The sequence below is a fragment of the Gammaproteobacteria bacterium genome (assembly GCA_029862005.1).
In the GTDB taxonomy this organism is placed as follows: Bacteria; Pseudomonadota; Gammaproteobacteria.
Genome location: JAOTYD010000016.1, coordinates 1 through 21343 on the forward strand (window position 1 = coordinate 1; position 21343 = coordinate 21343).

At 52.1% G+C, this 21343-nt stretch carries 21 protein-coding genes and 1 other RNA gene; 14 read left to right on the forward strand and 8 right to left on the reverse strand.

Annotated elements, in window-relative coordinates; translation table 11 throughout:
- A partial coding sequence (locus tag OES20_11265; GenBank protein ID MDH3635276.1) for a DNA polymerase III subunit epsilon occupies positions 1–229 on the forward strand: 229 nt, incomplete at its 5' end.
- 287 nt (positions 230–516) lie between these two features.
- On the opposite strand, the gene smpB is transcribed toward OES20_11265, so the two are convergent.
- Complete coding sequence (gene smpB / locus OES20_11270) at positions 517–990, reverse strand: SsrA-binding protein SmpB (GenBank protein ID MDH3635277.1); 474 nt, start codon at positions 988–990, stop codon at positions 517–519.
- A 139-nt stretch (positions 991–1129) separates the two neighbouring features.
- Between smpB and ffs the strand changes: the two genes are divergently transcribed.
- The 5 genes from ffs to OES20_11295 all read left to right on the forward strand — a co-directional run bounded on the left by ffs (position 1130) and on the right by OES20_11295 (position 4270).
- Positions 1130–1225: signal recognition particle sRNA small type (gene ffs / locus OES20_11275), an RNA gene on the forward strand.
- 47 nt (positions 1226–1272) lie between these two features.
- Positions 1273–2961: a DNA polymerase III subunit gamma/tau gene (gene dnaX, locus OES20_11280; GenBank protein MDH3635278.1), complete on the forward strand. Its 1689-nt coding sequence runs from the start codon at positions 1273–1275 to the stop codon at positions 2959–2961.
- 15 nt (positions 2962–2976) lie between these two features.
- Positions 2977–3300 carry a YbaB/EbfC family nucleoid-associated protein gene (locus OES20_11285; protein MDH3635279.1) on the forward strand — a complete coding sequence of 108 codons (324 nt, stop codon included), beginning with the start codon at positions 2977–2979 and terminating at the stop codon, positions 3298–3300.
- 4 nt (positions 3301–3304) lie between these two features.
- Complete coding sequence (gene recR, locus OES20_11290) at positions 3305–3901, forward strand: recombination mediator RecR (GenBank protein ID MDH3635280.1); 597 nt, start codon at positions 3305–3307, stop codon at positions 3899–3901.
- Positions 3902–3922: 21 nt separating this feature from the next.
- Positions 3923–4270, forward strand: a complete 348-nt coding sequence (locus OES20_11295) for a histidine triad nucleotide-binding protein (GenBank protein ID MDH3635281.1) — start codon at positions 3923–3925, stop codon at positions 4268–4270.
- Here the strand turns inward: OES20_11295 and rsgA are convergent.
- Entirely contained in the window at positions 4267–5223 is a 957-nt protein-coding gene (gene rsgA, locus OES20_11300) for a ribosome small subunit-dependent GTPase A (GenBank protein ID MDH3635282.1), read from the reverse strand. The two genes, OES20_11295 and rsgA, sit on opposite strands and share 4 nt — an antisense overlap.
- A 46-nt stretch (positions 5224–5269) precedes the next feature.
- Entirely contained in the window at positions 5270–6529 is a 1260-nt protein-coding gene (locus OES20_11305) for a M48 family metallopeptidase (GenBank protein MDH3635283.1), read from the reverse strand.
- Between the two features lie 78 nt (positions 6530–6607).
- Here OES20_11305 and orn point away from each other — a divergent pair, with 78 nt between their 5' ends.
- The 8 genes from orn (at position 6608) to OES20_11345 (ending at position 15731) form a co-directional block, all read left to right on the forward strand.
- Entirely contained in the window at positions 6608–7147 is a 540-nt protein-coding gene (gene orn / locus OES20_11310) for an oligoribonuclease (protein ID MDH3635284.1), read from the forward strand.
- A 229-nt stretch (positions 7148–7376) separates the two neighbouring features.
- Entirely contained in the window at positions 7377–8150 is a 774-nt protein-coding gene (locus OES20_11315) for a MotA/TolQ/ExbB proton channel family protein (GenBank protein ID MDH3635285.1), read from the forward strand.
- Positions 8150–8902, forward strand: coding sequence for an OmpA family protein (locus OES20_11320; protein ID MDH3635286.1), 753 nt, complete (start codon positions 8150–8152; stop codon positions 8900–8902). The genes OES20_11315 and OES20_11320 overlap by 1 nt, the downstream gene beginning before the upstream one ends.
- Before the next feature lie 545 nt (positions 8903–9447).
- Complete coding sequence (gene lpxC / locus OES20_11325) at positions 9448–10362, forward strand: UDP-3-O-acyl-N-acetylglucosamine deacetylase (GenBank protein ID MDH3635287.1); 915 nt, start codon at positions 9448–9450, stop codon at positions 10360–10362.
- A 611-nt stretch (positions 10363–10973) separates the two neighbouring features.
- Complete coding sequence (locus OES20_11330; GenBank protein ID MDH3635288.1) at positions 10974–11285, forward strand: M23 family metallopeptidase; 312 nt, start codon at positions 10974–10976, stop codon at positions 11283–11285.
- Between the two features lie 87 nt (positions 11286–11372).
- Positions 11373–14066: a preprotein translocase subunit SecA gene (gene secA / locus OES20_11335; GenBank protein MDH3635289.1), complete on the forward strand. Its 2694-nt coding sequence runs from the start codon at positions 11373–11375 to the stop codon at positions 14064–14066.
- An 11-nt stretch (positions 14067–14077) separates the two neighbouring features.
- Entirely contained in the window at positions 14078–15289 is a 1212-nt protein-coding gene (argJ, locus tag OES20_11340) for a bifunctional glutamate N-acetyltransferase/amino-acid acetyltransferase ArgJ (protein MDH3635290.1), read from the forward strand.
- Positions 15270–15731 (forward strand): (deoxy)nucleoside triphosphate pyrophosphohydrolase, encoded by a 462-nt coding sequence (locus tag OES20_11345; GenBank protein MDH3635291.1) that lies wholly within the window; start codon positions 15270–15272, stop codon positions 15729–15731. Before argJ ends, OES20_11345 begins: the two co-directional genes overlap by 20 nt.
- Here the strand turns inward: OES20_11345 and zapD are convergent.
- The 5 genes from zapD to pilB form a co-directional block, all read right to left on the reverse strand.
- On the reverse strand, positions 15700–16473 hold the full coding sequence (zapD, locus tag OES20_11350) for a cell division protein ZapD (GenBank protein MDH3635292.1): 774 nt from the start codon (positions 16471–16473) through the stop codon (positions 15700–15702). The two genes, OES20_11345 and zapD, sit on opposite strands and share 32 nt — an antisense overlap.
- 79 nt (positions 16474–16552) lie before the next feature.
- Positions 16553–17155: a dephospho-CoA kinase gene (gene coaE / locus OES20_11355; protein ID MDH3635293.1), complete on the reverse strand. Its 603-nt coding sequence runs from the start codon at positions 17153–17155 to the stop codon at positions 16553–16555.
- Between the two features lie 13 nt (positions 17156–17168).
- Positions 17169–17987, reverse strand: coding sequence for an A24 family peptidase (locus tag OES20_11360; GenBank protein MDH3635294.1), 819 nt, complete (start codon positions 17985–17987; stop codon positions 17169–17171).
- Between the two features lie 67 nt (positions 17988–18054).
- Positions 18055–19278 (reverse strand): type II secretion system F family protein, encoded by a 1224-nt coding sequence (locus OES20_11365; GenBank protein ID MDH3635295.1) that lies wholly within the window; start codon positions 19276–19278, stop codon positions 18055–18057.
- A 3-nt stretch (positions 19279–19281) separates the two neighbouring features.
- Complete coding sequence (pilB, locus tag OES20_11370) at positions 19282–20988, reverse strand: type IV-A pilus assembly ATPase PilB (protein ID MDH3635296.1); 1707 nt, start codon at positions 20986–20988, stop codon at positions 19282–19284.
- Positions 20989–21343 lie beyond the last annotated feature (355 nt).

Consider the following 21343-nt stretch of genomic DNA (forward strand, 5'->3'; position numbering starts at 1 on the left):
CGATGCGCGTATTCTTGCCGATGTGTACCTCGCAATGACCGGTGGCCAAACCAGCCTCGGACTGGAAGCGGAGCAGGGCATCGATACGGATTCCGAGCAGATCGAAATAAATCGCATTGAATCCGGTCAGCCGCTACCAATATGGCAGGTTGACGAGGCAGCTCTGCGGGCCAATCGTGAATACATCGAATTTCTCGCCACCCAGCACGACGATCCCGCCTGGAAGTAACACCGCAACCGTTATCCCGATAAGTATCCAGTACTGCCCCACAGGATTTATTAACGATATCCTTAGCCACACACCCAGGGTATGAAGCCTTCTCGGGATAGACTTCAAATTGGAAAATCTAGCCTCGATATTTGGAGCTGCGTTGGAAACATGCCCGTAAAAGTGTAGCGAGGCAGGATGCCGTGGTCCGACACCTCGGGCTCCAAGCGATTCCATGGATGGACCAACCGGTGCTTTAGCCGGTTGGGAGCGTCTTTTACGGGCATGTTTCCAACGCAGCTTTGAACTTAGGAGGGTTTGAGGAGACGCGCCTGGTCGCGTTTCCAGTCTCGATCCTTGATGCTGGCGCGCTTGTCGTGCGCTTTCTTGCCTTTGGCGATGCCGATTTTCATCTTGGCTCGACCGCGACTCCAGTAGGCCGATAGAGCGACCAGGGTGTAGCCCTTACGCTCAACCATGCCGACCAGGCGATCAATTTCGTTGCGATGGGCGAGCAACTTGCGTGTGCGGGTGGGATTGGCAGTCACATGCGTGGAAGCACTGCTGAGCGGGCTGATATGGGCACCAATCAGCCAGAGTTCGCCGTTCTTAACCATCACGTAGGTTTCCCTGAGCTGCAGATTTCCCGCTCTCAGGCTTTTAACCTCCCAGCCTTCGAGAACCATACCAACCTCGATTTCATCTTCGATAAAATAGTCATGTCGCGCGATGCGGTTAAGCGCGATCGTATTGTCGGAAGACTTGTTTTTTTTCTTACCCATTCTCGGGATTCCCTGCTCGCTGCGACTGGCGGCCATATTCTCGGTTTAATTCAAATGCATGACAAGCCAATCGCCGCAATAGCGCCTTGAAAAGAGACGCATCTTCACTATACACTCTCGCTCTTGCAATGGTGACCTGCTTCGGTCCCTTCGCGACAATTATCTGTAAATCCCGCCAGGCCCGGAAGGGAGCAACGGTAGCAGGGACATTGGGTGCGGCGGTGTGCTGAATCAGGTCGCCTCCAGTTTTCTAATGAAAAGCCCGGCTTCCATAAAATCCGAATGAGTTACCAGGTTCTAGCGCGCAAATGGCGCCCGGCTAATTTCGAACAGATGGTCGGCCAGGAACACGTATTGCAGGCCCTGATTAATGCCCTCGATAGTAATCGGTTGCACCATGCTTATCTGTTTACAGGGACCCGTGGCGTAGGCAAGACGACAATTGCCCGAATCTTTGCGAAGTCGCTGAACTGCGAGCAGGGGATCAGTTCCCGGCCTTGCGGAACTTGTTCATCCTGCGTTGAAATAGATGAGGGTCGCAGCGTTGATTTGATCGAAATCGATGCAGCCTCGCGCACCGGCGTCGCCGATATGCGCGAACTGCTCGATAATGTGCAATATGCGCCAACGCGTGGGCGCTTCAAGATTTACCTGATCGATGAAGTCCATATGCTGTCCGGGCATAGTTTCAATGCTTTGCTCAAGACACTCGAAGAGCCGCCACCGCATATCAAATTTCTACTGGCGACCACCGATCCACAGAAAGTTCCGGTGACGGTGTTATCACGTTGCCTGCAATTCAATTTAAAGCGCATGTCGAGAGCGCAGATACTGGCGCAACTCCAGTTTCTGACCGAACAGGAAAACGTAGATGCGGATACCCTGGCGCTAACCCGACTCGCCGGCGCCGCCGACGGCAGTATGCGCGATGCCCTCAGTTTGCTCGACCAGGCAATTGGATATGGTGGCGGAGCAGTGCGACAGGAAGCCGTCGAGTCAATGCTGGGTTCAATCTCGCGTGATTACCTGGCGCGGCTTTTTAATGCCCTGTACGAGCAACAGGCTCCGGAGCTGTTAGCTGAAGCACGCGCGGTTATCGAGCTTAATCCTGACTATCAGCGGGTTTGTGCGGAAATGATTTCGCTGTTGCAGCAGGTTGCGCTATATCAGAACGACCCGAAGTTGACAGTCGAAGACGAGTTCGATGGTGAACTGTTGCAGAATTTAAGTGCGGGCTGGTCTCCCGAGGAAGTTCAACTCTATTACCAGATCTTGCTGCAGGGACGCCAGGATTTGTTGATCTGCCCCGACGAGGCCTCGGGTTTTGAAATGTTAATGTTGAGGTTACTTGCATTTGTACCTCAAACCCGAATGCAGGACGAGACCGGCGAAATAAAAAAAAAGCCTGAATCACCCCTAGCGACGACTACCCGGACTCACAAGCAGCCCTGTCCCAGGCCTGAACCTGAAGAAACCGATCCGGCAAGCCCGACGCTGCCTGCCGAGGCTCGCGATCAGAATCCGTCCAGTCAGGTAATCGAGACAGGCGATCATCAGCAACCGGATGCCATTGGCGACGACATGCTGGACTGGCCAGAACTTGCCTATGATTTGGGGCTGACAGGCCTCACCCAGGAAATTGTTGCCAACAGTGTGGTCGATTTGTACCGGGACGGCACATTAAAATTACGGCTGTTACCCGAAATCCACGAACTCGCGAATGAACTGAATACGACCGAAATTAGGCGGGCGCTCGAACAAAAACTTGGGGTATCATTGCAACTGGACCTGGTCGCAGCAGCTTCGGTGGGAGGACAAACCCCGCTGCAGGCGAAAATACAGCGCCAACAACAGGAGCGTCTTGTTGCAATCGATGCAATAAAGGATGAAAAGCTGGTTAAAAAGTTACAGCATGCGTTTGCCGCCGAGCTCGATGAAGCGAGCGTGGTCAAGATCGAAAACAACCACTAGGAAGGAGAAGATGTCATGAAAGGTGCGCTCGGAGATATGATGAAAAAAGCGCAGGAAATGCAGGAAAACCTGCAAAAGGCGCAGGCTGAGCTCGCGAATAAAGAAGTAACCGGGGAAGCAGGTGGTGGCATGGTTTCGGTTGTCATGCGCGGCACCCACGAAGTCAATCGTGTCGTCATCGACCCTGGCCTGGTTGATGAAGACGTAGAAATGCTCGAAGACCTGGTGGCAGCAGCGGTTAACGATGCCGTCCACAAAGTAGAGAAGTCGAACCAGGCCGCGATGCAGGAAATGACGGCGGGATTGAACCTGCCTCCGGGATTCAAGCTGCCGTTCTGATCTTATGTCATCCCCCAGTCTCGACGAATTGATTACTTCGCTGAAGTGCCTGCCGGGCGTTGGCCAGAAGTCTGCCCAGCGCATGGCCTTGCATCTTCTCGAACGCGAACAGGCGGGTGCAAAGCGTATTTCGACTGCGATTCTGAATGCGATTGATACGGTAAAACACTGTCAGCGATGTCGTAATTTTTCGGACGACGCGGTTTGTGAAATCTGCCGGGATGAAGGGCGCGACCAGGCCACACTGTGTGTGGTAGAGACACCCGCGGACGTGCTGGCTGTCGAATCGTCAGCAGCTTATCGAGGACGTTATTTCGTGTTGCTGGGTAGACTGTCGCCATTGGACGGATACGGACCGGGTCAGCTGGGGATCGACGAACTCGAACAGCAATTCGGCGATGGTGATATTCGGGAGGTAATCCTGGCGACGAGTGCTACTGTGGAAGGCGATATCACCGCGCAGTACATAGCAGATTGCGCGGCCAGGCACGGAATAAAGAGTAGTCGACTGGCACGGGGAATACCCCTGGGCGGTGAACTCGAGTTTGTCGATAGCGGTACATTGTCGAAAGCACTGTCTGGCCGGCAGGAAATAGATTAGCTTAACCAATACGGAGGCGTAATGTCCGAAACCATCTTCTCTAAAATTATCAGGCACGAGTTACCCGCTGACGTCGTCTACGAGGACAATGAAATTATCGCTTTCCGTGATATCAACCCCCAGGCACCGGTCCATGTCCTGGTTGTTCCCAAAGTTGAAATCGAAACGGTCAATGATATCAAGCCCGAACAGGCTGAACTGATCGGCAGACTCGTATTAACTGCGCAAAAGATCGCCGCTGACGAAGGTGTCGCGGAAGATGGATACCGGCTCGTGATTAACTGTAACCGCCACGGCTGCCAGGAAGTATTTCATCTGCACCTGCATTTGATAGGCGGCCGGCAGCTACGGGGTATTTCAGCGGGTTAACCGGCGCTGACCTGTTCCCGCATCTTCACGTAATGCAGGTAACGTGATTCGGCAATTTTTCCCTGTGCCAGGGCCTTGATGACGGCACAGTCGGGTTCATTAAGATGCAGGCAGTTGTGGAAGTGGCAATTTTCCGCGAATGCACTGATCTCCCTGAATCCATGCGCGAGCGGCCTGTCGTTATCGACGAAAGGATTGAAACCCCGGATTCCTGGCGTATCGATCAAATCTCCGCCGGCGGGTAAATGGTAGAGTCGGCTGGCGCGCGTGGTATGGCGTCCTTCCTCGTTGGCCTCTGAAATGCTGGCAATCTTGATATCTGTCCCCGGAAGCAGCCACTTGGTAAGCGATGACTTGCCCACACCGGACACCCCGCTTAACACGGACACCTGGTCGGTGAGTAGCGTGGTGAACTCATCCATTCCCTGGCCGGTCTTCACGCTCGTAGCTATCATTTTGTAACCCAGGGGAGTGTAGGTACTAGCGATTGCAAACGGGTCGCTCGTGTCGGTTAGCAAATCTATTTTATTCAGCAGAATGCAGGCTTCGATATGCTGCTGCTCTGCCGAAAGCAGGTACTGATCAAGTAAATATAGATTGGGTTCCGGTGTTACCGCGAGACAAACGAACAATTGGCTGATGTTGGCGGCGACTGCTCGAACCTGCCCGAAACCGTCGATGCGCTGTAGCAGGTTATCCCGAGCCAGGATGGCAAGCACCCGGTGTTCCTGGTTGGAGGTCGTTTCGATCGCCACCCGATCACCGCAAACGATATTGCCGAGATTTGACTTGATCTTGCAGTCGATGGTATTGCCGGATTCCAGTTCTACCAGGATTCGCCCTCCCTGGTGCGAAACAACAATGCCATGCTGGTGTTCGGCACTTTCCGAGACTTCTAACTGAGCTGCCTGGATCCGATTCTTCTGCTGCTCACTAAGTCTGCGTTTTGCCATGAAAGTCTTATCTCATCCTGGTGCGTGAGCGCTGTGCCGATCCTGTTTAATCTGCCGATCCTCCGGAGGCTATGGCTTCCAGGTGGTTAATACGAATTGTGGCCGGTGGATGGGAATCATAGAACATCGAATGAATTGGATCGGGCGTCAAGGTACTGGCATTATCCCGGTAAAGGTTTACCAATGCTGAAATCAGTGCCCTGTAGTCGCTGTTCAAATGGGCGAATTCATCCGCCTCGAATTCATGTTTGCGTGACAGAGCCGAGAACAGGGGGCTAACGAAATAGGTAAATACCGGCATAATCATCATGAACAGTATCAGCGCGGCATGGGTAGAGGCAGCTTCAACTCCAAGCGAACTATAAAACCAGTCGGAGCGCATCAGCCAGGCCAGCAGTGCGAAACCGACGAAAGAAATGGCACTCGACAGCAGCAGCGATTTTTTGATGTGATTGCGTTTGAAGTGCCCCAGTTCATGTGCCAGCACTGCCTCCACCTCGTCCTCGGATAGTGATTCGAGCAGGGTATCGTAGAAAACTATTCGTTTGTTCCTGCCGAAGCCGGTGAAGTAGGCATTGCCGTGTGACGAGCGGCGCGATCCGTCGACGACAAAAACGCCCTGGCTTTGAAATCCGCAGCGATTCAGTAATGCCTCGATACGGGCACGCATAGACGCATCTTCCAACTGGCTGAATTTATTGAAAATCGGTGCAATAAATGCCGGGTAGGCCCATATCATGGTTAAACTGAATACCATCCATAGAATCCAGGCATAAATCCACCAGCGCTCACCCGCCTGGTTCATTAGCCACAGGATTGCAGCCACCAGCGGTACCCCGATGATAATGGCCAGCAGAACAGTTTTCACCAGGTCCAGCAGCCAGGTCTTTAGCGTGGTCTGGTTAAATCCGAAACGTTCCTCGATAGTAAAGGTCTGGTACAGCGAGAACGGCAGGTTCAGGATTGCGGTGATCAAAGTCACCGAAAAGATAAACGCGATACCGGTTAGCAGCGCTGAATATCCAAAGCCGGACCACCACTGGTCAAGCAGATTTAATCCGCCACCAATGGTCCAGATGAGTAACCAGGTGGTCTCCCACGCGAGTATAATTCTACCCAGGCGTAACTTGGTGCAGCTGTAATTAGCTGCACGGTGGTGGTCGGTGAGAGCGATTCTGTCAACGAACGCGTCGGGCACCCTGGCAGCATGGGCCTGGATATGGTTGATCTGACGTTGACTCAGCCACAGGCGGACCACGACCGTCGCGGCAACAAAGCTCAGGAATATTGCGGTGAATACATGCATGTTTCAACTAGCAGCAAAAAAACTTGCTATAGTTTAACGCATATTAAAAATACGTGAAGCCTGGAGCATTTGATTTCGATGGATGAAAATAACCTGATCTGGATCGATCTTGAAATGACGGGTCTGGATACGCAGCATGACCAGATCATTGAAATAGCAACCGTAGTGACAGATTCGAATCTCGCCATCCTCGCACAGGGCCCCGTGATCGCCATTCATCAACCAGATGAAATTATGACTGCCATGGATGCCTGGAATACAAGCCATCATGGAGAATCCGGCCTGACCAGTCGGGTCAAGCAAAGCACCAGCAATACGCGAGACGCCGAGCAGGAAACCCTGGCATTTCTGCGTCAGTATGTTGTTCCGGGAAAATCACCCATGTGCGGCAACAGTATCTGCCAGGACCGGCGCTTCATGGCACGCCTCATGCCCGAGCTGGAAGGCTATTTCCACTATCGTAATCTGGATGTCAGTACGCTGAAGGAACTGGCGCGCCTGTGGAGACCCGATCTGGTTTCAGGATTTGTCAAAAGAGGTGCGCACCTCGCGCTGGATGATATTCTCGAATCGATCGATGAGCTTAAATACTACCGGGAGTGCCTGATTCAAGACTGAATCCCGGGGCCATATTAATTATCCCGGTAAGTTCATCCGGGCTGCGGGCCCAGGATTGCATACCTCGGTTCTCTCCCCATTGCTGAAAAACATCGCCCCGACAGGTGGCGAAATAAAGAAATCCACGGGCCATGTCATGGACGCCAAAATAATGGTTATAGGCTTAAAGATTCTGCGTTTCTGCCGATAAATAATCCTGACACAGAATATATCATTGACCAGGTTTTCTATGGATCTCGCCTCGCTTATTGGCATTATTTCCGGTATCGGACTGATTATCGCCGCGATCATACTTGGCGGGGATATGCATAACTTTTTCAATACCCCGGGACTGATGATTGTCATAGGCGGTACCATGGCTGCAACCCTGCTCACGTTTCAGTTCAGGGATGTGCTGACCGCGTTTAAAAGTGCCTATTTTGTGTTTTCCTCACCCAAGCAGGATTCGCAGGAGTTGATCAATACTATGATCAAGCTTGGCACCATCAGCAGACGCAAGGGCCTGCTGAGTCTCATGGATGTCAAGACCAAGACGCCATTTTTGAAGAGAGTCTGCACGCTGATCGCAGATGCCGCCGATGAAGAAACCCTGCGTTCGGCAATGCGTACCGAAATAGAATCCATGCAAATGCGACATTACATAGTGCAGGACGTGTTCCGGAAAATGGCCATGTATGCACCATCGTTTGGAATGCTGGGTACCCTGGTTGGCCTGATCCAGATGCTGTCGTTGCTGGCAAGCCCCGATAACCTCGGCCCTGCAATGGCCATCGCCTTGTTGACGACCTTTTATGGGATCCTGTTATCGACCGCTATATTCCTGCCCATCGCCGGCAAGTTACGTTCCAGGACGCTGATCGAGGTCATGAATTTCGAAATTATTTTTCAGGGTGCGGTCAGCATTCTGCAGGACAATAACCCGCTCTCGGTGTATGAAAAACTGTCGTCTTTCGTGCCGGCAAAAAAACGCAAACCGATGCAAAAACTAAGGCAGCGTAGTTGATGTCCGCACGATCCTTAAGCAATGTTTTCGAAGACGAGGAGGGCGGTAGTACCTGGATTGTCACCTTCGCCGATATGATGACCCTGATTCTCGTATTTTTCATCCTGTTATACACGCTCGCCGATTTCGAGGACGAGGCGTATAAAGAGCTGATTGAATCGGTGCAGGTTATTGATGGAGACGGTAATCAAATCAGTGTCATTGATTTTGCTACTCGCAAAGGCCGGAATCCACAGCCGCTGAAAGCGATTGAGGATATGCTGGGTTTGAATCCGAGCCAAGTCCCGGTGGAGAACCTGAAACCGGCACTGGTGGCCGAGATGGAAAGCATGATTGACAACACCGATCTCGCGGAAAGCGTTGAACTTACTTACAACGGTGATCAAATAATCCTGCAAATCGATGGACGATATCTGTTTGAATCGGGTCAGTCGGAGCTCAAGGACCGGGCCAGATTCATTTTTGCCAACCTCGCGCAAATGTTCAGGGACTACGCGGATTACAAGATAGCCATCAGGGGGCATACCGATGACCAGGGCATACAGACAGCCCGTTTTCCATCTAACTGGGAACTTTCGGCAGTGCGTGCGACCACGGTACTTCGATATTTTATTCAACGGGGAATCGACCCCAGACGCATGACCGCGACCGGGTACGCGGATTACTTACCACTGGTTGAAAACAATAGCTCTGAAAACAGGGCCAGGAACCGGAGAGTCGAGTTTGTTCTGGAAAAAGAAAAAGATATTTGATGTAGAGCTCGATTCGCGCCATAACGATAATCGAGCGGCCTATCGGATTGCGCCCGAGCGCTCCAGACCGGTGATCATTACGATTATGGGTAATGCCTTCCACGCGCTCAACATTAGCGGTACCGGTGTCGCGTTCAGGTCACATAATTTTCCGCTAGGAACGCGAACTGCTGCGACCATCCGACTGCCCAGCGAAGACCTCATATTTCCGGTTGTTTTAGAGGTAGTTGCCAAGCAGCGCGACCTTTGCCGATGCAGTTTTCGAGAAATTCACGAAGATGCTGAAAATCTACTACACTCCTATATACTTGGGTTACAAAAGCGAAAAATCAGGCAGAACAGTCGGCATTAAAGTCGCTGATCGGCGGTGGCGTAACTCGAAACTGAAAGTGGAAACTTTCAGGAATTTCAGCCGTTTAGTGAGACAATCTCTTGAATTGGATTGATTTTCGACTTGAATTCGGCGATGATACGCGGTTCGTTGGCGGTATAAAAACTACCAAAGCCAACCACCTGATTTTATTCGATTTTTTTGGGAAGCGGTCTTGATAAAACAGCGCACGTTGAAGAATGTTATCCGCGCCATGGGCGTTGGTCTGCATACAGGAAAGAAAGTTTACCTGACGTTACGTCCGGCACCGATCGATTCAGGTATCCGTTTTCGTCGAATTGACCTGGATACCCCGGTTGAGATCCTGGCTCGTCCGGAAAACGTAGGCGACACAAACCTTTCCACCACCCTGGTCGAGGATGATGTCCGTATTTCGACAGTGGAGCACCTGCTGTCCGCGATCGCGGGTCTCGGGATCGATAACGCGTTCATCGATCTCAGTGCGGAAGAAGTTCCGATCATGGATGGCAGTTCGGGGCCTTTCGTGTTCCTGATACAGTCGGCCGGTATTGTCGAGCAGAATCAGGCCAAGAAGTTTATCAAGATCAAGAAGTCGGTGCGGGTTGAAGAGGGTGACAAGTGGGTCGAGTTCAAACCTTTCAACGGTTTCAAAGTCAGTTTCGAAATCGATTTTGATCACCCACTGTTTACCAAGCAAAAACAAACCTGCCATATCAATTTTTCCACCACTTCTTTTGTCAAGGAAGTCAGCCGTGCCAGAACCTTCGGGTTTCAGAAGGACATAGAATACTTGCGTGCTAACAATCTTGCTTTGGGTGGAAGCCAGGATAACGCGATCGTGATGGATGACTACCGGGTCCTGAATGAAGATGGGTTGCGTTATGAGAACGAATTCGTCAAGCACAAGATTCTCGATTCGATCGGGGATCTCTACCTGCTCGGTCACAGTCTGATCGGTGCTTTCTCCGGTTACAAGTCGGGGCATGCATTGAATAATCGTTTGTTGCTGACCTTGCTTGAAGACCCGGATGCCTGGGAAGAGGTGACCTTCGAAGACGCCGCAACGGCGCCGATATCTTACGCCCAGCCAGTGGAAGCAACGGTCTAGGTGGAATTGTGAATATACTTTTCCTTTCATCGAGCAGGGGTCAAATTTGCGGCTTAAGCCTCAAAAAACCGCTGCATCTGTTGGCGATGATTGTAATGGTAAGTCTTGTTGTCGGCGGATCGGTGTACGTGGGTTATACGCTCAATCCAAGTCAGGACAACCTGGCCCTGATCGATGAATGGCAGGCGGATGTGCACCGTCAGCAGGTGCAGCTGAAACACATCCGTGAAGAAGCCGATGCTGATATCGATGCACTATCATCACGTATAGGTCTGCTGCAAGCGCATGTGATGCGCCTGGACGCCCTGGGACGCAAACTGGTACACATGGCCAGTATCGATAAAAGCGAGTTTGATTTTGAGAACACGCCGGCGCTGGGTGGTCCCGAAGTTGTGACCAATAAGGGACTGGAACCGGACGAGTTATCGCAGGCTATCGACAAGTTGAGCTTTGAACTTGAGAACCGGGAAAACCAGCTGGTCGTGCTCGAAAACCTGGTGCTGAATGAAAACCTGCAAAAGGAAGTTCAACCCAGCGGACGCCCCATCGTCAAGGGCTGGATTTCGTCCTACTACGGCATGCGCACGCATCCCCTCACGGGACGTCGTGAAATGCACAAGGGCATTGACTTTGCGGGTACACTTGGAGGGCCGGTTATCGCGGTCGCCAAGGGAGTGGTTACCTACGCCGGCAAGCGTTACGGCTATGGCAAGGTGATCGATATTGCCCACGGCAATGGTTATACCACGCGCTATGCGCACAATTCCCGCCTGCTGGTTTCGGTGGGTGATACCGTAGAAAAAGGTTTTCAGATAGCCGAGATTGGCTCTTCCGGCCGCTCTACCGGTCCACACGTGCATTTTGAGGTACTCAAGAACGGACGTGAGACCAACCCGGTACGATTCATTCGTGCTGCGAATTGATCGGGAGTGCCGTTTTTGCATCATCCCGCTTGAAACTTTTCAAGTAAACTCCACCTCTTAAAACAGTCCTGTTAATGCAGTTGTACGATGTTGTCTAAAATCTCAAGAACATTATTCGGCAGTCGTAACGACCGAATCATCAAGAAACTCAAGCAGCGCGTCACCCGGATAAATCAGTTCGAACCGGAAATGCAGGCTCTCGATGATAGTCAGCTGCAGCAAAAAACCGGGCAACTCAAACAGCGATTTGCGGACGGCGAAACCCTGGAACAGCTGCTCGACGAGGCATTTGCAGTCTGTCGCGAGGCGTCGGTGCGGGCCCTCGACATGCGGCATTACGACGTGCAGCTGATAGGCGGCATGATTCTGCACAATAACCAAATCACTGAAATGCGTACGGGTGAGGGTAAAACGCTGGTGGCAACCCTGCCTGCCTATCTAAATGCGCTCAGTGGTAAAGGTGTCCATATCGTTACCGTAAACGATTACCTGGCGGAGCGTGATGCCGAATGGATGGGAAAAATTTACAACTTTCTCGGTTTAAGCGTCGGCGTTGTCTTAAGCACCATGGATTATGCCGGCAAGCGCGAGGCCTACGCTGCCGACATTACCTACGGTACCAATAATCAGTTCGGATTCGATTACATGCATGACAATTTATGCTTTTCGCTGGAAGAGCGCGTGCAGCGAGAGTTGAATTACGCGATTGTCGACGAAGTCGATTCGATTCTGATCGATGAGGCCCGCACACCGCTGATCATATCCGGACAGGCCAGTGACAGCTCCGATCTGTATTCCCGAATCAACAAGGTAATTCCGCGCCTGACCCGGGTCGAGGAGGAGGACGGTCCCGGCGATTACAGCCTTGACGAAAAATCCAAGCAGGCATTTTTAACCGAGTCAGGTCATGATACGGCGGAGCAACTGATGATTGAGTCCGGTCTGCTCGGCGAGGGAGAAAGCCTCTATGATGCGGCAAATATCGCACTTGTCCATCATCTCAATGCCGGTCTTCGAGCACACGCCATATACTCCCGCGATGTTGACTATATCGTGCAAGACGGTGCGATCGTTATCGTCGATGAATTTACCGGGCGCACCATGCCGGGCAGGCGCTGGTCAGAGGGTCTGCACCAGGCGATTGAAGCCAAGGAAGGGGTCAGTATCCAGCATGAAAACCAGACGATTGCGTCGATTACCTTTCAAAATTACTTCAGGTTGTATAACAAGCTTGCCGGTATGACCGGTACTGCCGACACCGAGGCTTTCGAATTCCAGCAGATATATGGACTTGAAGTCGTCGTGGTCCCCACCAATCAGCCGATGATTCGTGAAGATTATGGTGATTTGATTTATCTGACGGTGCGCGAGAAATTTGAAGCGATTATCGAAGATATCCGCGACTGTGTCGGCCGCGGTCAACCGGTGCTGGTCGGTACCACCTCGGTCGAAACCTCTGAGTATCTTTCCGGGTTACTCGACAAGGTCAAAATTAAACACCAGATACTGAACGCCAAGCAGCATGAGCGCGAAGCGATGATTATCGCCGATGCGGGTATGCCCGGAAAAGTTACCATCGCCACCAACATGGCGGGGCGTGGAACCGATATTGTACTGGGGGGAAATCTCGAAGTTCAGTCGAAAGATCTCGCGCAAGACCAGCAGGACCAGCGCGATAAGCTGAACACCGAATGGCAACAGCTGCATGACCAGGTAATCGAAGCGGGCGGATTGCATATTATTGGTACCGAGCGGCACGAATCCCGACGTATCGATAATCAATTGCGTGGCCGGTCGGGACGCCAGGGCGATCCGGGTTCATCTCGATTTTACCTGTCGATGGAAGACAGCCTGATGCGCATATTTGCATCGGAAAAGGTAGCAGGCCTGATGCAAAGACTGGGCATGGAAGAGGGTGAAGCGATTGAGCATCCCTGGGTGAGCCGGGCGATTGAAAATGCACAGCGCAAGGTCGAGGCCCACAACTTTGATATTCGTAAACAGTTACTACAGTACGATGATGTTGCCAACGATCAGCGCAAGGTTATCTACCAGCAGCGCGATGACCTGTTGCATAGTGAAAGCATTACCGAGGCGATTGGCAATATGCGTAAGGATGTCCTGCAGGGCACATTTCTGGCGCATATACCGCCAAATAGTATTGATGAGCAGTGGGATATTTCGGGTCTGGAGCAGATTTTAGCGAATGAGTTCGGTGTTGAATTACCGATTCAGAGCTGGCTCGACAGTGAAGATCAAATTACCGATGATGACATCTACGAACGCATTCTCGAACAGTTTGAAAAATCTTACCAGGCCAAGGCTGATATGCTGGGCGAGGAATTACTGATCCGCCTCGAAAAAGAGATTACATTGATGATTCTCGATCGTCACTGGAAAGACCATCTGGCGGCAATGGATTACCTGCGCCAGGGCATCGGTTTACGTGGCTATGCGCAGAAAAACCCGGTCCAGGAGTACAAGCGTGAATCATTCGAAATGTTCACCAGCATGCTCGAAGGAATTAACTACGAGGTTATCCAGGCCCTGACCCGGGTGCAGATTCGAGGCGAGGAACAGGTTGCAGCCCTGGAGCAAAGCCATGAGCCCGATCAGGATATAAAAATGGAGCATGCCAGCGCACAGAATCCGCTAAATGTATCGCAACCCCAGGAAGAGCAACATCAACCCTACGTGCGCAAGGAGCGCAAGGTGGGTCGCAATGAACCCTGCTGGTGCGGCTCGGGTAAAAAGTTCAAACAGTGCCACGGTAAACTCTGAGATCAGCTGTCATGGCCGTTGGATTGAAAGCGCCGGGAAAGCTGTATCCAGTCAGGGGTATCCGTCTGAGCGCTGCTCACAGTGGTATCAAGCAAAACAGTGAACTCAAGGACCTCGTGCTGATTGAGACCGCGGCAGGTTCGAGCGTCGCTGCCGTGTTTACCCGTAATCGCTTTTGCGCTGCCCCGGTGACGGTCGCACGTCGGCACCTGGCGAAAATGCCTGCGCCTCGTTACCTGCTGATAAATTCCGGTAACGCGAATGCCGGCACCGGTGATCTCGGAATCGATGACGCTGTTGGTAGCTGCGCCGCTGTTGCCGATGTCGCCAATGTAAACTCCGACACCGTCCTGCCGTTTTCCACCGGCGTCATTGCGACTCCTTTACCAAGGCAGAAAATCGTTGATGCGGTTCCGTCTTTATATGCATCGCTTGCTCCCGATAACTGGTTGCCGGCGGCAGAAGGGATAATGACCACCGATACCTTGCCGAAAGCTTTCAGCACGCAACTGATGTTTGGCGAAAACACGGTTTCGATAACCGGGATATCGAAGGGCTCGGGCATGATCAAGCCGGATATGGCGACCATGCTGAGTTATGTTGCGACCGACGCCCTGATCGAAACAGGTGAATTGCAGAGCATCCTGCGGCGGGTCGTGGCGAGTTCATTCAACTCGATCACGGTCGATGGTGACACCTCGACCAACGATGCCTGCGTGCTGATTGCAACCGGTGCCAGCGGTCAACGAGTATCGATCGAAAACGACGATTTTGTCGCTGCCCTGACACAGTTGTTCGAGCAGCTTGCTCAGGCGATTATTCGCGATGCAGAAGGTGCTACCAAATTCGTTGAAATCGAAGTGCTGCAGGCACGGGACGGGGCTGATGCGCGGGAAGTCGCAGACTGTATTGCCCATTCACCGCTGGTCAAGACCGCACTGTTTGCATCGGATCCCAACTGGGGTCGAATCCTGGCCGCTATCGGTCGCGCCCGGGTTGATAATCTCGACATCGAGTCCGTGGATCTCTATCTTGGGGATACCTGCCTGTTGCGGCAAGGTCTGCCTGATCCCACATATACGGAAGCCAGCGGGCAGGCGGCGATGGATGGTGAGGAAATAAAGATAAGGGTCAATTTGAATCAGGGGGACGCGAGCGCAAGGATCTGGACCTCGGATTTGTCTTACGAATATGTCAGGATAAATGCCGAATACCGCAGCTGAAAACTTCGTCATCAATCCTGCCAGGATTAGCGGCGATTACATCCATGTTGTCGCGGCACTCATCTGGAAACAGCCGGATCGTGAACAGTTTCTGATCGCGCAACGCCAGAAGGGCAAGCACCTGGAGGACTACTGGGAGTTTCCGGGCGGCAAACTGGAATCGCATGAGTCGCCCTGGCAGGGCCTGCAACGCGAACTCGCCGAAGAAGTTAATATACAGATAATCAGGGCATTACCCTTCATGCAGGTTTATTATCGTTATCCCGATCGCAACATTTTGCTCGATACCTGGTCGGTCGAAGAATACCAGGGAGAGATAATATCCAGAGAACAACAGGCAATCAGTTGGGTCGATTTGATTCAGGTCGATAACTTTCGTTTTCCACCCGCCGATATTCCGATTCTCGAGGCTATAAAGAACAGCGGGATAGCTGGAACTTAACATCTTCCTTGACCTGGGTAGCCAATGTGTCCCCGGGAGTGACCTGCATAAACCTTACCGAGTATCGATGTTTACCGGCACTGATCTCCGGATATATCAGTTTACTGGTGTCAACGCCGATGCGAATCAATTGTGTTGATTGCTTTGTATCCAGCGACTGTTGGTAGAATCCCTTTTCGGCGACCACTGCTTTAGCCGAGGCACTGTCGCGAATGGTTGTCAAAATCAGATCGATAACCTGTTCCAGTCTGGCATAGGGTGCTATCCATTCATGCAGGTCCGAGAGTCGTTCCTCGTGGGTTTGATTGAGCCAGAATCGCAGTTGCGGCAGATCAAAGTCACAGGTGCCTCCCGGAATCGAGATACGCTGTTTTATACCAAGCAGAAAATCAACGCGTTTCAAATGCTCGCCCAGTTTCCCATCAAGCTTGTGCAATTGATCGAGAGAGTTCTTTTGTTTGCTTAGTATCAGATCCAGCTTTGAATGATCAATGCCCTGGTGTTTTGACAGCGCCTTGAGAGAACTGTGCTGTCGCTCGAGTTCTTTCATCAACTCCTGTTTCAAATCGCCGCGTTCCAGCAGCGCGGTAAGTTCGAGTACTGTCAGCAACGCGCTGTAGGCACTCCAGTCACCTTTTAATGTCTCGAAGTAATGAAAGCGTTTCATCAGGGTCTCGACACGCAGGCACATGCGGATGCGCTCGTTTAATGGCTGCTCGAAAATCTGGTATTTAGGCGACATCGCTCGTGGAGATCTGCAAAACAGTTAAAGTATAGCCGAAAACAGGTACCACATGTCGAGGGCCTGATGCTGGCCCAGTTCACCGGTCTGCAGATTGTTCCAGGTAGGCCTGGTGCAGGGATTCGACCTGAGAACGGAGGTCACTGTCATTGCTCCGGTTATCGATAACGTCGTGGGCCCGGGCCAGTCTCGCTGAGTTGCCAAGTTGCTGGGAAATCATCTTGCGGGCCAGATCCTCATCGATGTTGTCGCGTTTAACCAGGCGTTCGATTTGCACCTCGGGTGGGCAATCCACGACCAGGATGCGATCGACCAGTGATTGAAAGTTTGTTTCGAATAACAGCGGAATGACCACCAGCACGTAACTCGCTCGCGAGTGTTCGAGCACTGCCTCATGACTGCGTTGATAAATCAATGGATGCAGCATGGTTTCCAGCCATGATTTTTCATCCGCCGCAGTGAAAACAATCTTGCGTAACCTGGTCCGGTCGATTCGCTCATCGGCGTCCAGGATATCACTGCCAAAATGAGAACAAACCTGCTGGTAGGCAAGTTCGCCGGGCTCCAGCAGTTTTCGACTGATGACGTCGGTATCAATAACCGGTACCCCGAGTTCGGCAAACAGGTTACTGATCCTGGTCTTGCCTGAGGCGATACCACCGGTTAGTCCGACTGCAAACATGAGCCCCGTATCACTAGAGTTCAAACAGTGAGTTATAGAAAAGCATCAACTCGTCACCCCATAATAGCGTCAACCACCCGGCCGCGGCGAGGTAAGGACCAAACGGTATCTGGGTACTGCGCTCGGTTTTCTTTAATACGATCATGGTAATGCCGACCACGGCGCCTACCGCCGACGAAGTCAGGATGACGACGAAGAGCGGTTTCCATCCCAGCCAGGCACCCAGCATGGCGAGTAGTTTAAAATCTCCGTACCCCATGCCTTCCTTGCCAGTTACCAATTTGAACATCATAAACACAGACCACAAACTCAAATAACCGGCCATCACCCCGATCACGCTGGTTTCGAGACTGATAAAAACGTTGAATAGCGAAAGCAGAATACCCAACCACAGCAGGGGTAGCGTGATCGAGTCCGGCAGGAGTTTATGACCAATATCGATGCCGCTTGCCGCGATAAGGCACCAGGTCAGGAGGAGGGCTGCAAGGGCCTGCAGACTAACGCCGAAGTGCCAGCCGACAACCACCGATAACAGGCCAGTAAACAGTTCGACCAGCGGGTATTGCAGGGAGATCCCGGCCTTGCAGTCCGAGCATTTGCCACCGAGCACAAGGTAACTGATGATCGGGATGTTTTCCAGCGCGGTGATTTGATGTCCGCAGTTACTACAACGCGAACGAGGTGTACTCAGGTTGAATTTCTCGGGCTCGGCCGCATCGGGTTGTTCCAGGAACTCGAGACAGTCCTGGCGCCATTCGCGCTGCATCATGACCGGCAGGCGATAAATGACGACGTTCAGGAAACTACCGACAACGGCACCAAACACAAACAGTGTGCCGAGGTATAGAGCCTGCTGCTGTTCGAATAACGAAGTAAACGGATCGAGCAAGCAGCTTTCCTTAAACCACCGAACCCAGCTTGAAGATCGGCAGGTACATCGCGACGATTAATCCGCCGACGAGCACACCCAGCACCGCCATGATGATGGGTTCGAGCAGCGAGGTTAATGCGTCGACCGCGTTATCAACCTCGGTCTCGTAAAAGTCAGCAACTTTAGCCAGCATCGCATCGAGCGAACCCGCTTCTTCACCGATAGACACCATCTGGATCGCCATGTTTGGAAACAGCCCGGTATTGCGCATCGAGGTTTGCAATTGGGTGCCTTGTGAAACTTCGTCCTTAATCTTCAGGCTTGCATTGTGGTAGATGATATTACCGGTCGCGCCTGCTACTGAATCCATCGCTTCGACCAGCGGTACACCCGCTGCGGACATGGTTTCCAGCGTGCGCGAAAACCTGGCAATGGCAGACTTGGTGGTGATTTCTCCAATTACCGGGGCTTTTAACGCGAATCGATCGAAAGCTTCCTGCATTTTGGGGGAGGTCTTCTTGATCCTGAGCAACAGGTAAACACCACCGGCAATACTGCCCGCAATGACCCACCACCATTGCTGCATGAACTCGGATAAATTAATAACAAATTTAGTCAGCGCCGGTAAATCAGCGCCGAATGACTGGAACAGTTCCTCGAACTGAGGTACCACGAATACCAGCAGAATTACGGTTACGATAAAAGCTACTATCAGTACCGCTATTGGATAGAAAAGGGCCTTTTTGACCTTGGCCTTCAGCGCCTCGACTTTCTCCTTGTAGGTCGCCAGCTTGTCGAGCATGGTTTCCAGCGCACCCGATTGTTCACCGGCATTGACCAGGTTGATAAAGAGTGGATCGAAATACAGCGGATGCTTGGAAAGGGCTTCAGCCAAAGACACGCCGCCTTCCACTTCGGATTTGATGGCAAGGATCAGCTTCTGCATCGATTGCTTATCATTGCCCTGCCCAATAATTTCAAAAGATTGGACCAACGGCACGCCGGCCTGCATCATGGTTGCAATCTGGCGGGCAAAGATGGCGATATCGGCGGGCTCGGGCTTTGCGGCACCACCGAATAACGGCTTCGGCTTTTTCTTGACCTTGAGCGGGTTGATACCCTGTTTGCGCAGTTCATTTTTCGCGAGGGTATCGCTGAGCGCGAATATCTCGCCTTTTACCTTCGAGCCACCTCGATTGGTGCCCTCGTATGTAAATTCGACTTTTTCTGCTGTTGCTGCTTTCGCTGCCATTACTTAGTCCTTTGTTACCCGGTTTGCTTCTTCAAGGCTGATAAGGCCTTGTTTTACCTTTTTGAGGGCAGATCGACGCAGATCGTCGATGCCTTCTTTTCTCGCCTGATCGGCGAGGTCGATCGAGTTGGCGCCGCCCATGATCAGCCGCCCCATTTCCTCTGAAATTCCCATGACCTGGTAAATACCGACCCGGCCCTTGTAGCCACCCGTGCATTTATCGCAACCCACGGCCTTGTAGATTTTGAAATCTTCACCAAGGTCTTCCTTGGTAAAACCCTCTTTCACCAGGACCTCCTTGGGCAGATCATCCACGGTTTTACAATCGCCGCACAGGCGCCTGCCAAGACGCTGCGCGATGATCAGGCTGACCGAGGTCGCGATGTTAAAGGCGGGCACGCCCATGTTCATTAACCGGGTCAGCGTCTGTGGCGCATCGTTGGTATGTAACGTGGAGAGCACCAGGTGGCCGGTTTGCGCGGCCTTGATCGCGATACCGGCCGTCTCGAGGTCACGAATCTCGCCCACCATGATGACGTCGGGGTCCTGGCGCAGAAATGCTTTCAAGGCCTCGGCGAAAGTCAGTCCGACCTTGTCGTTCACATTGACCTGGTTGATGCCTTCGAGATTAATTTCCGCGGGATCCTCGGCGGTCGATATGTTGGTTTCTGGTTCGTTGAGGATATTGAGACCCGTATATAGCGAAACCGTTTTACCACTACCAGTTGGGCCGGTTACCAGGATCATGCCGTAGGGATTGGCCAGCGCATCCATGTAAAGCTTTTTTTGTTCGGGTTCGTATCCCAGCGCGTCGATTCCGAGCTGCGCGCTTGACGGATCAAGAATACGCAGTACCACTTTTTCCCCGAACAGTGTCGGACAGGTGTTAACACGAAAGTCGATGGCGCGCTTCTTCGACAGCTTGAGCTTGATACGACCGTCCTGTGGTACGCGTCGCTCGGAGATATCCATGCGTGACATGACTTTAACACGGGCGGTTAACTTGGCGGCGATGTTGATCGGTGGCGATGCGACTTCCGACAAAATGCCATCGATACGATAACGCACGCGGTAGCGTTTTTCGTAGGGTTCGAAGTGTATGTCCGAGGCGCCCTTGTTGATCGCATCGAGCAGAATCTTGTTGACGTATTTAACAACCGGCGCGTCTTCGGCGTCGACAGCACTGGCCGCCTGCTGTTCCTCTTCCTCAGCGCCGATATCGAGATCTGCAAGATCGTCGTCAAGCATATCCTCCATCCCGGTATCCATCGCACTGACTGCTTTTTCGATGAATTCGGCGAGCTGGTCTTCCTGAACCAGCACCGGTTCGGTGGAGAGTCCGGTTGCAAATTTGAATTCGTCGAGAGCCTGGGTATTGGTCGGGCTCGAAATTGCGATGAACAGGCGGTTGCCACGTTTGAATAACGGTACCGCGTTAAGCTTGCCGATCAGTTTTTCTTCGACCAGGTTGAATGCGCCCATCTCGGTATCCATGACGGATAAATCGAACACGGGCAGGCCGAATTCCTGCGATGAAATCATCGCTACAACGTTCGACGGCACAATATTCTTCTGCACCAGGTAGCTGCCGAGTTGAATACTTTCCTTATTCGCGTTTTCAACCGCCTCGATTGCAGCAGCTTCATCGAGGTGATTATCCATCACCAGCTTGCGCGCGATCCCGGTCAGATTCATGTTGGTTGCGGCCATAAGCGAAATTTTTCTATTGGCGGAGTTATTTCCTCGACGAGTAGCTAAAGTATAGCTGGTTTGTTGAGGAATCTAGGACGATTTTAGCTCGAATTGGCGGTATAACAACCCTATTTTCGAAATTGTAATAAATTCGAAGAATCAAGCGCTTATCAAAAACGCTTCAATTAGTTTATAAGCAATAGACCGGCCGTCAGACGAACTTTCAAAAGGACAAAAAAACGGGCCCGAAAGGCCCGCCTCGAGACTGCAATTGAGCGGTTATCAACTACCCGTACAGTCTATGGCACGACCCAGTTCGGCAGCAGCGTCGCCGATACAGCCGTTACCCGTAAGATTCCAGTTAATCGCAGCC

What these genes read in the sequence shown, in the direction of transcription:
- pilB (MDH3635296.1), bottom strand. Translation starts at nt 20,988, where the DNA reads ATGGCCGCAACCAACATGAATCTGACCGGGATCGCGCGCAAGCTGGTG.
- OES20_11365 (MDH3635295.1), bottom strand. Translation starts at nt 19,278, where the DNA reads ATGGCAGCGAAAGCAGCAACAGCAGAAAAAGTCGAATTTACATACGAG.
- OES20_11320 (MDH3635286.1), top strand. Translation starts at nt 8,150, where the DNA reads ATGTCCGCACGATCCTTAAGCAATGTTTTCGAAGACGAGGAGGGCGGT.
- recR (MDH3635280.1), top strand. Translation starts at nt 3,305, where the DNA reads ATGTCATCCCCCAGTCTCGACGAATTGATTACTTCGCTGAAGTGCCTG.
- smpB (MDH3635277.1), bottom strand. Translation starts at nt 990, where the DNA reads ATGGGTAAGAAAAAAAACAAGTCTTCCGACAATACGATCGCGCTTAAC.
- secA (MDH3635289.1), top strand. Translation starts at nt 11,373, where the DNA reads ATGTTGTCTAAAATCTCAAGAACATTATTCGGCAGTCGTAACGACCGA.
- orn (MDH3635284.1), top strand. Translation starts at nt 6,608, where the DNA reads ATGGATGAAAATAACCTGATCTGGATCGATCTTGAAATGACGGGTCTG.
- OES20_11305 (MDH3635283.1), bottom strand. Translation starts at nt 6,529, where the DNA reads ATGCATGTATTCACCGCAATATTCCTGAGCTTTGTTGCCGCGACGGTC.
- rsgA (MDH3635282.1), bottom strand. Translation starts at nt 5,223, where the DNA reads ATGGCAAAACGCAGACTTAGTGAGCAGCAGAAGAATCGGATCCAGGCA.
- OES20_11295 (MDH3635281.1), top strand. Translation starts at nt 3,923, where the DNA reads ATGTCCGAAACCATCTTCTCTAAAATTATCAGGCACGAGTTACCCGCT.
- OES20_11315 (MDH3635285.1), top strand. Translation starts at nt 7,377, where the DNA reads ATGGATCTCGCCTCGCTTATTGGCATTATTTCCGGTATCGGACTGATT.
- OES20_11330 (MDH3635288.1), top strand. Translation starts at nt 10,974, where the DNA reads ATGCACAAGGGCATTGACTTTGCGGGTACACTTGGAGGGCCGGTTATC.
- coaE (MDH3635293.1), bottom strand. Translation starts at nt 17,155, where the DNA reads ATGTTTGCAGTCGGACTAACCGGTGGTATCGCCTCAGGCAAGACCAGG.
- zapD (MDH3635292.1), bottom strand. Translation starts at nt 16,473, where the DNA reads ATGTCGCCTAAATACCAGATTTTCGAGCAGCCATTAAACGAGCGCATC.
- OES20_11285 (MDH3635279.1), top strand. Translation starts at nt 2,977, where the DNA reads ATGAAAGGTGCGCTCGGAGATATGATGAAAAAAGCGCAGGAAATGCAG.
- argJ (MDH3635290.1), top strand. Translation starts at nt 14,078, where the DNA reads ATGGCCGTTGGATTGAAAGCGCCGGGAAAGCTGTATCCAGTCAGGGGT.
- OES20_11345 (MDH3635291.1), top strand. Translation starts at nt 15,270, where the DNA reads ATGCCGAATACCGCAGCTGAAAACTTCGTCATCAATCCTGCCAGGATT.
- dnaX (MDH3635278.1), top strand. Translation starts at nt 1,273, where the DNA reads ATGAGTTACCAGGTTCTAGCGCGCAAATGGCGCCCGGCTAATTTCGAA.